The organism is Phytobacter massiliensis JC163, from assembly GCF_000321045.1.
In the GTDB taxonomy this organism is placed as follows: domain Bacteria; phylum Pseudomonadota; class Gammaproteobacteria; order Enterobacterales; family Enterobacteriaceae; genus Phytobacter_A; species Phytobacter_A massiliensis.
Genome location: NZ_HE578946.1, coordinates 489,634 through 498,031 on the forward strand (window position 1 = coordinate 489,634; position 8,398 = coordinate 498,031).

At 59.8% G+C, this 8,398-nt stretch carries 2 protein-coding genes and 1 pseudogene; all 3 read left to right on the forward strand.

Annotation, left to right across the window (positions count from 1 at the left end):
- Positions 1–58: 58 nt before the first annotated feature.
- The 3 genes and pseudogenes from ptrA (at position 59) to recD (ending at position 8,313) form a co-directional block, all read left to right on the forward strand.
- Positions 59–2,946 (forward strand): annotated as a pseudogene (ptrA, locus tag ENTHG_RS12770) (pitrilysin).
- Complete coding sequence (gene recB, locus ENTHG_RS12775; RefSeq protein WP_044180249.1) at positions 2,939–6,484, forward strand: exodeoxyribonuclease V subunit beta; 3,546 nt, start codon at positions 2,939–2,941, stop codon at positions 6,482–6,484. The pseudogene ptrA and the gene recB overlap by 8 nt, the downstream one beginning before the upstream one ends.
- The gene (gene recD, locus ENTHG_RS12780) at positions 6,481–8,313 is read left to right on the forward strand and encodes an exodeoxyribonuclease V subunit alpha (protein ID WP_044180250.1); all 1,833 of its coding nucleotides are present in this window, start codon (positions 6,481–6,483) and stop codon (positions 8,311–8,313) included. The genes recB and recD overlap by 4 nt, the downstream gene beginning before the upstream one ends.
- The last annotated feature ends 85 nt before the right edge of the window (positions 8,314–8,398 follow it).

The window sequence follows — 8,398 nt, forward strand, 5'->3', positions numbered from 1 at the left end:
CCCGGCGGTTTTCACTGCGGTTGAAATGCGACGGGATTGTTAATGATGAGGTTCGTGAATGCCCTGCAGCACCTGGTTAAAAACTTTCGTCGTACTCTTCGCCCTCTGGGCGCCTTACAGCCAGGCCGAAGAGGGCTGGCAGCCGATACAGGAAACTATCCGTAAGAGCCAACAAGATACCCGCCAGTACCAGGCTATCCGCCTGGACAACGGTATGGTTGTACTGCTGGTTAGCGATCCGCAGGCGGTTAAATCGCTCTCTGCGCTGGTGGTGCCGGTAGGGTCGCTGGAGGATCCTGCCGCGCATCCGGGGCTGGCACATTATCTTGAACATATGACGCTGATGGGCTCAAAGAAATATCCCCAGCCGGACAGCCTCGCCGAGTTTCTGAAAATGCACGGCGGCAGCCACAACGCCAGTACCGCTCCGTACCGCACCGCTTACTACCTTGAAGTGGAAAATAACGCACTGGAAGGGGCCGTTGACAGGCTGGCGGATGCGATAGCCGCCCCCGGGCTTGATAAAAAATATGCCGACCGGGAGCGTAATGCCGTTAACGCCGAGTTAACCATGGCGCGTACCCGGGACGGGATGCGTATGGCGCAGGTGAGCGCCGAGACCATCAACCCGGCGCACCCCGGCGCGCGCTTTTCCGGTGGTAACCTGGAGACGCTTAGCGATAAACCCGGCAGCCCCATTCATGACGCGCTGCTCGCCTTTCGCGATAAATACTACTCCGCCAATTTAATGAAAGCGGTGATCTACTCCAACCGTCCCCTGCCGGAACTGGCGAAAATCGCGGCCAGCACCTGGGGGCGTGTGCCGAATAAAATATTACCCGCCCGGAGATAGATATCCCGGTGGTTACCGATGCGCAAAAGGGCATTATCATTCATTACGTTCCGGCGGTGCCGAGAAAAGTGCTGCGCGTCGAGTTTCGTATCGCCAACAATACCGCACAGTTTCGCAGCAAAACCGATGAACTTATCACCTATCTTATCGGCAATCGTAGCCCCGGCACGCTCTCCGACTGGCTACAAAAACAGGGGCTGGCGGAAGGCATTCGTGGTGATTCCGACCCGGTGGTCAATGGCAACAGCGGGGTGCTGGCTATCTCGGTAAGCCTTACCGACAAAGGGCTGGCAAATCGTGATACGGTAGTCGCGGCCATTTTCAGCTACCTCTCCATGCTGCGTGATAAGGGCGTCGATAAACGCTATTTCGATGAGCTGGCCCATATTCTCGATCTGGATTTTCGTTACCCGTCGATCACCCGTGATATGAGCTACGTGGAGTGGCTGGCGGATACCATGCTTCGCGTGCCGGTCGCCCACACCCTGGATTCGGTGAATATCGCCGACCAGTACGACCCGCAGGCTATCCAGGCGCGTTTAAACGAGATGACGGCGCAAAACGCCCGTATCTGGTACATCAGCCCCGACGAGCCGCACGATAAAACCGCCTATTTTGTTGACGCCCCCTATCAGGTGAACAAAATCACGCCGCAGCAGTACGCGTTGTGGGGCCAGAAAGCCGGGGAGATCGCGCTGCAGACGCCGGAGCTCAACCCCTATATTCCTGACGACTTCACCCTTATCAAACCCGATAAGCATTACGTCCGGCCCGAGCTTATCGTTGATGAGCCAGGCTTAAGAGTGGTCTATACCCCAAGCCGCTATTTCTCTGATGAGCCAAAAGCAGACGTTAGCGTGGTGCTACGCAACCCCGACGCCATGAACAGCGCGAAAAACCAGGTGATGTTTGCGCTCAATGATTACCTGGCAGGCATTGCGCTGGACGAGCTCAGCAACCAGGCGGCAGTGGGCGGCATCAGTTTCTCGACCAATGCCAACAACGGATTAATGCTCAACGCCAACGGTTATACCCAGCGTCTGCCGAAGCTGTTCCAGGCGTTGCTGGCTGGCTATTTCAGCTATACCCCAACCGAGGAACAGCTGGCGCAGGCCAAATCCTGGTATACCCAGATGCTGGATTCCGCAGAAAAAGGCAAAGCGTTCGATCAGGCGATCATGCCGGTGCAGATGCTGTCGCAGGTGCCTTATTTTCAGCGTGAAGAGCGCCGGGCGCTGCTGCCCTCCATCACTCTTGACGACATCCTTGCCTACCGCGAGACGTTAAAAACCCAGGCCCGGCCAGAATTTTTAGTGGTAGGCAATTTGACGGCGCAGCAGGCGAAAGATCTGGCGCATGGCGTACAGGCGCAGCTTGGCACGAAAGGCAATGAGTGGTGCCGTAACAAAGACGTGAAGGTGGATAAACAGCAGTCGGTGATGTTTGAAAAAGCGGGCCACAGCACCGATTCTGCGCTGGCGGCGGTCTTTGTGCCGCCTGGCGTGGATGAGTTCACCAGCTCTGCCTACGGCGCCATGCTGGGGCAGATTATCCAGCCTTGGTTCTATAACCAGCTGCGTACCGAAGAACAGCTGGGGTATGCCGTCTTCGCCTTTCCCATGAGCATCGGTCGCCAGTGGGGCATGGGCTTCCTGTTGCAAAGTAACGATAAGCAGCCTGCTTACCTCTGGGAGCGGTATAAAGCCTTTTTCCCGACGGCGGAGGCGAAACTGCGCGCCATGAAGCCCGACGAGTTCGCGCAGATTCAACAGGGGGTGATCGCGCAAATCGAACAGGCGCCGCAAACCCTGGGTGAAGAGGCTTCGAAACTCAGTAAAGATTTCGATCGCGGCAATATGCGCTTCGATTCACGTGCTAAAGTAGTGGCCCAAATCAAAGCGCTGACGCCGCAAAAGCTTGCCGATTTCTTCCATCAGGCGGTGGTTGAGCCGCAGGGCATGGCGATTTTGTCGCAGATTTCCGGTAGCCAGAGCGGGAAAGCGGAGTATGCGCAGCCCGCTGGCTGGAAAGTCTGGGAAAACGTCAGCGCATTGCAGCAAACTTTACCCCTGATGAGCGAGAAAAATGAGTGAAACCGCGCAGACCCTTGACCCTCTGCGTCTGCCGCTTACCGGCGAGCGTCTGATTGAAGCGTCGGCAGGAACCGGTAAAACCTTTACCATCGCCGCCCTTTACCTGCGTCTGCTGCTGGGACTGGGCGGCGAGGCCGCCTACCCACGCCCGCTGAATGTCGAAGAGCTGCTGGTAGTGACCTTTACCGAGGCCGCTACCGAAGAGCTGCGCGGGCGTATTCGCAGCAACATCCATGAGCTGCGTATCGCCTGCATGCGTGAAACCACCGATAACCCGCTTTATGCTCGTCTGCTGGATGAGATCCCGGATAAGCAGCAGGCCGCGCAGTGGTTAATGCTCGCGGAGCGGCAGATGGATGAAGCCGCGGTGTATACCATCCACGGTTTTTGCCAGCGAATGCTGAGCCTGAACGCCTTTGAATCCGGCATGCTTTTTGAACTGCAGTTGATTGAAGATGAGTCGCTGCTGCGCTACCAGGCCTGCGCCGATTTCTGGCGTCGGCACTGCTATCCGCTGGCGCGCGATCTGGCGCAGGTGGTGCATGAATCCTGGAAAGGCCCCCATGAACTGCTTAAAGCCATCGACCGCTATTTGCAAGGGGAAGCGCCGCAGATTAAATCGGCCCCGCCTGCCGGCGAAACCCTGGAGAGCCGTCACCAGAAAATCCTTGAGATGATCAACGGCGTTAAGCAACAGTGGCTGGCCTGCGTTGAAGAGCTGGGGCCGTTGATTGAAAACTCCGGCATTATGCGTCAGAAGTTTAACCGCACCAACCAGGGTAAATGGATAGAGAAAATCAGCGCCTGGGCCAGCGAAGAGACGCGCAGCTACCAGCTGCCCGATGCGCTGGAAAAATTCAGCCAGTCTTTTCTGCGCGAGCGCACCAAAGAGGGCGGCGTGGTGCCGGAACACCCGGTATTCGAGGCCATCGAGACGCTGCGCAATTCGCCGCTGAGCCTGAACGACCTGATGCTCACGCTCGCCATGCGCGAGATTCGTGACGCCGTTGCCCGTGAAAAACGCCGTCGCGGCGAGCTGGGCTTTGACGATATGCTTAGCCGCCTTGACGAGGCGCTGCAAAGCGCCAGCGGCGACGCGCTGGCGGCGGCGATTCGCGCGCGCTTCCCGGTGGCGATGATCGATGAATTTCAGGATACCGACCCACAACAGTACCGCATCTTCCGCCGTATCTGGCATCGCCAGCCGGAGAGCGTCCTGCTGCTGATTGGCGACCCGAAACAGGCGATATACGCTTTTCGCGGCGCCGATATCTTCACCTATATGCGTGCGCGCGATGAGGTGACCGCCCGCTATACCCTGGATACCAACTGGCGCTCGGCGCCGGGCATGGTTGAGAGCGTCAACCAGCTCTTTGAGCGTATCGACAACGCGTTTATGTTCCGGCAGATCCCGTTTCAACCGGTGAAATCGGCGGCAAAAAACCAGTCGTTGCGCTTTGTCTTTAAAGGCGAGCGCCAGCCTGCCATGTCAATGTGGCTGATGGCGGGGCAGGGCGTTGGCGTAGGCGATTATCAGTCTTATATGGCGGAGCTTTGCGCCGCGCAGATCCGCGACTGGCTGATTGCCGGGCAGCAGGGCGACGCGCTGCTGTACCAGGGCGACTCCGCCCGCTTTCTACAAGCATCGGACATTACCGTGCTGGTGCGCAGCCGCCATGAAGCGTCGCTAATACGTGATGCGCTGGGGCTGTTAAACATTCCTTCCGTCTACCTCTCCAACCGCGACAGCGTCTTTGAAACGCTGGAGGCCCAGGAGATGCTCTGGCTGCTGCAGGCGGTGCTGGCGCCGGAGCGGGAAAGCACCTTACGCAGCGCGCTGGCCACCTCCATGCTTGGCCTGAGCGCGCTGGATATTGAACGGTTAAACAACGATGAACCGGCATGGGATGCGGTGGTAGAAGAGTTTGCGGGCTGGCGGGAGTTGTGGCAAAAGCGCGGCGTCATGCCGATGCTGCGGGGGTTAATGACCGCCCGTAACGTTGCGGAGAACCTGCTGGCGACGCCCGGCGGCGAACGGCGGCTGACGGATATTCTGCATCTGAGCGAGCTCTTACAGGAGGCGGGCACGCAGGTTGAGAGCGAGCACGCGCTGGTGCGCTGGCTGGCGCAGCATATCGTTGAGCCGAACGCCAGCGCCTCCAGCGAACAGCTGCGTCTGGAGAGCGATAAGCACCTGGTTAAAATTGTCACTATCCACAAATCAAAAGGGCTGGAGTACCCGCTGGTCTGGCTGCCGTTTATCGCCAATTTTCGCGTGCAGGATCAGGCTTTTTACCACGATCGCGACTCCTTTGCCCCGGTGCTGGATCTGAGCCAGGGTAAAGAGAGCATTGAACTGGCGGAGACCGAGCGCCTGGCGGAAGATCTGCGTCTGCTGTACGTGGCGTTGACCCGCTCTGTCTGGCACTGCAGCCTGGGGATTGCGCCGCTGTTTCGGCGGCGCGGCGAAAAGAGCGGCGATAGCGATCTGCACCTCAATGCGCTGGGGCGTCTGCTGCAGCGTGGCGAGCCGCGGGATGCTCAGGGACTGCGCGCCTGCCTGCTGGAACTGTGCAACGACAATATCGCGCTGTGCGAGCCGGGCGAGCTGGACAGAACCCGCTGGCAAACGGCGCAGGAAGCCGCGCAGACGCTTCACGCACGCCAGATGCAGCGTACCGTTCGTGATGACTGGCGGGTGACCAGCTACTCAGGTTTGCAGCAGCGCGCCCACGGTATTGCGCAGGATCTGGTGCCGCGTCTCGATCTGGATGCCGCCGGCGAGCGGGATCTCCAGCCGGAGCCGATGCTGACCCCGCACCAGTTTCCCCGCGGCGCTTCGCCGGGTACTTTCCTGCATGGCCTGTTTGAAGAGCTGGATTTTACCCAGCCGGTGCAGGCCGAATGGGTGGAGGAAAAGCTGCAGCGCGGCGGTTTTGAAGCGCACTGGCAGCCGATTATTCAGCAGTGGATTGCCACCATCTTGCAAACGCCGCTGGCCAGCGCTGGCGTATCGCTAAGCCAGCTTGCGGCAAAAGATAAGCAGGTTGAGCTGGAGTTCTATGTGCCTATCGCCCGGAGCCTGCGCGCGGATGCGCTGGACCGGCTGATGCGCCGTTATGACCCGCTGTCGTCCGGCTGCCCGCCGCTTGATTTTCGTGATGTTCGCGGCATGCTCAAGGGGTTTATCGACCTGGTCTTTCGCCATGACGGCCGCTACTATCTGCTGGATTACAAGTCCAACTGGCTGGGCGAGAGCAGCGAAGCCTACACCCAACAGGCGATGGCGCAGGCGATGCAGTCGCATCGCTATGATTTGCAGTATCAGCTTTACACCCTTGCGCTGCACCGTTACCTGCGTCACCGTATTGCGGGCTATGACTATGAGCGCCATTTTGGCGGCGTGATTTATCTTTTCTTACGCGGCGTGGAGCCGGGCAAACCGGAACAGGGCGTCTTCACGACCCGGCCAGACGCGGCGCTAATTGAACAGATGGACGCCCTGTTTGCCGGAGAAATAGAGGAGGTTGGGCTATGACCCTGCACGCGCTTTTACAGGATGCGGTGGCGCAAAAACTGCTGCGGCCGCTGGATGTGCAATTTGCCCTGACGGTGGCGGGCAATGAGGAGCCCGCGGTAATGCTGGCAGCCGCGCTGCTCAGCCATGACGCCGGGGAAGGGCACGTCTGCCTGCCGCTGTCTCGCCTGACGCCTGACAACCCGGAAGCGAAAGCGCACCCGTTGCTGACCACGTTTTATGAGCAGATGGAAGCGCCCGCTGACTGGCGGGAAAAGCTGCTTTCTTCGGCGGCGGTTGGCGAAGGGGACGCGCCGACGCCGATGATCCTCTCAGGGGAACGGCTCTATCTGAACCGGATGTGGTGCAATGAGCGCAGCGTTGCTGACTTTTTCGCCAGCGTGAATCAGCCGCTGGAGGTAGACGAAGATCGTCTCAGAGAGGCGCTGGACGCGCTTTTTCCCGCCTCGGATGAAATCAACTGGCAAAAAGTGGCCGCTGCGGTGGCACTGACCCGGCGAATTTCGGTGATTTCCGGCGGCCCCGGCACCGGGAAAACCACCACGGTAGCGAAGCTCCTGGCGGCGCTGGTGCAGATGGCGGACGGCGCGCGTTGCCGGATCTGCCTGGCTGCGCCAACCGGTAAAGCGGCGGCCAGGCTCACCGAGTCGCTGGGATCGGCACTGCGTCAGTTGCCCCTGAGCGATAAACAAAAAAAGAGCCTTCCGGAAGAAGCCAGTACGCTTCACCGCCTGCTTGGCGCGCTGCCGGGTAGCCAGCGGCTGCGTTACCACGCCGGTAATCCGCTCCATCTGGACGTGCTGGTGGTGGACGAAGCCTCGATGATTGACCTGCCGATGATGTCACGGTTAATCGACGCGCTGCCGCCCCATGCCCGGGTGATTTTCCTTGGCGACCGCGATCAGCTTGCCTCGGTTGAGGCTGGTGCGGTGCTGGGAGATATCTGCGCCTGGGTAAACAGAGGTTACACCCCGGAGCGCGCCGCCCAGCTTTCGCGTCTTACCGGCGCTACCGTTCCCTGCGGGGAGGGCAGCGCGGCGAGCGCCCTGCGCGACAGCCTCTGTCTGCTGCAAAAAAGCTATCGCTTTGGCAGCGCCTCCGGTATAGGCCAGCTGGCGGCGGCGGTGAACCGGGGCGATAAAACCGCTTCTCGCGCGGTGTTTAGCCAGGGTTATAGCGACATTGAGAACCGGCGGCTGCAGAGCGGCGAAGACTATCAGCAAATGGTAGAAGAGGCGCTGGCGGGCTATGGCCGTTTCCTTTCGCTTATTCGTCAGCAGGCGCAGCCGCAGGATATTATCGCCGCCTTTGGCGAGTTTCAGCTGTTGTGCGCCCTGCGCGAAGGGCCGTTTGGCGTAAGCGGGCTTAACGAAAGGCTGGAGCAGGCGCTTATCCGCCAGCGCTATATCAGCCGGGGCGCGCTGTCACGCTGGTATCATGGCAGGCCGGTGATGATTGCCCGCAACGACTCGGCGCTGGGGCTGTTTAATGGCGATATTGGCGTGGCGCTCGATCAGGGATCAGGCGTTCGCGTCTGGTTTCCGTTGCCTGACGGGACGGTGAAGTCCGTTCAGCCAAGCCGCTTGCCGGAGCACGAGACGGCCTGGGCGATGACGGTGCATAAATCGCAGGGCTCGGAGTTTGACCACGCGGCGTTGGTTCTGCCGGGACAGGTTGTGCCGGTGGTGACACGGGAGCTGGTTTATACCGCAATAACCCGCGCGAAAAGCCGCCTGTCGTTATATGCCGACGAGCGTATCCTCGCGCAGGCCATCGCCACCCGTACCGAACGGCGCAGCGGGCTGAACGCCATTTTCGAAACGCTCTGATGGCGCTTCCCGGATGCGGCTTGCGCCTTATCCGGGCTACGGATCAATTCCCTCGCCCCTTTGGGGAGAGGGTTAGGGTGAGGGG

Bases quoted from the DNA above. Each gene is read 5' to 3' on its own strand.
- recB (WP_044180249.1), top strand. From the start codon at position 2,939: ATGAGTGAAACCGCGCAGACCCTTGACCCTCTGCGTCTGCCGCTTACC.
- recD (WP_044180250.1), top strand. From the start codon at position 6,481: ATGACCCTGCACGCGCTTTTACAGGATGCGGTGGCGCAAAAACTGCTG.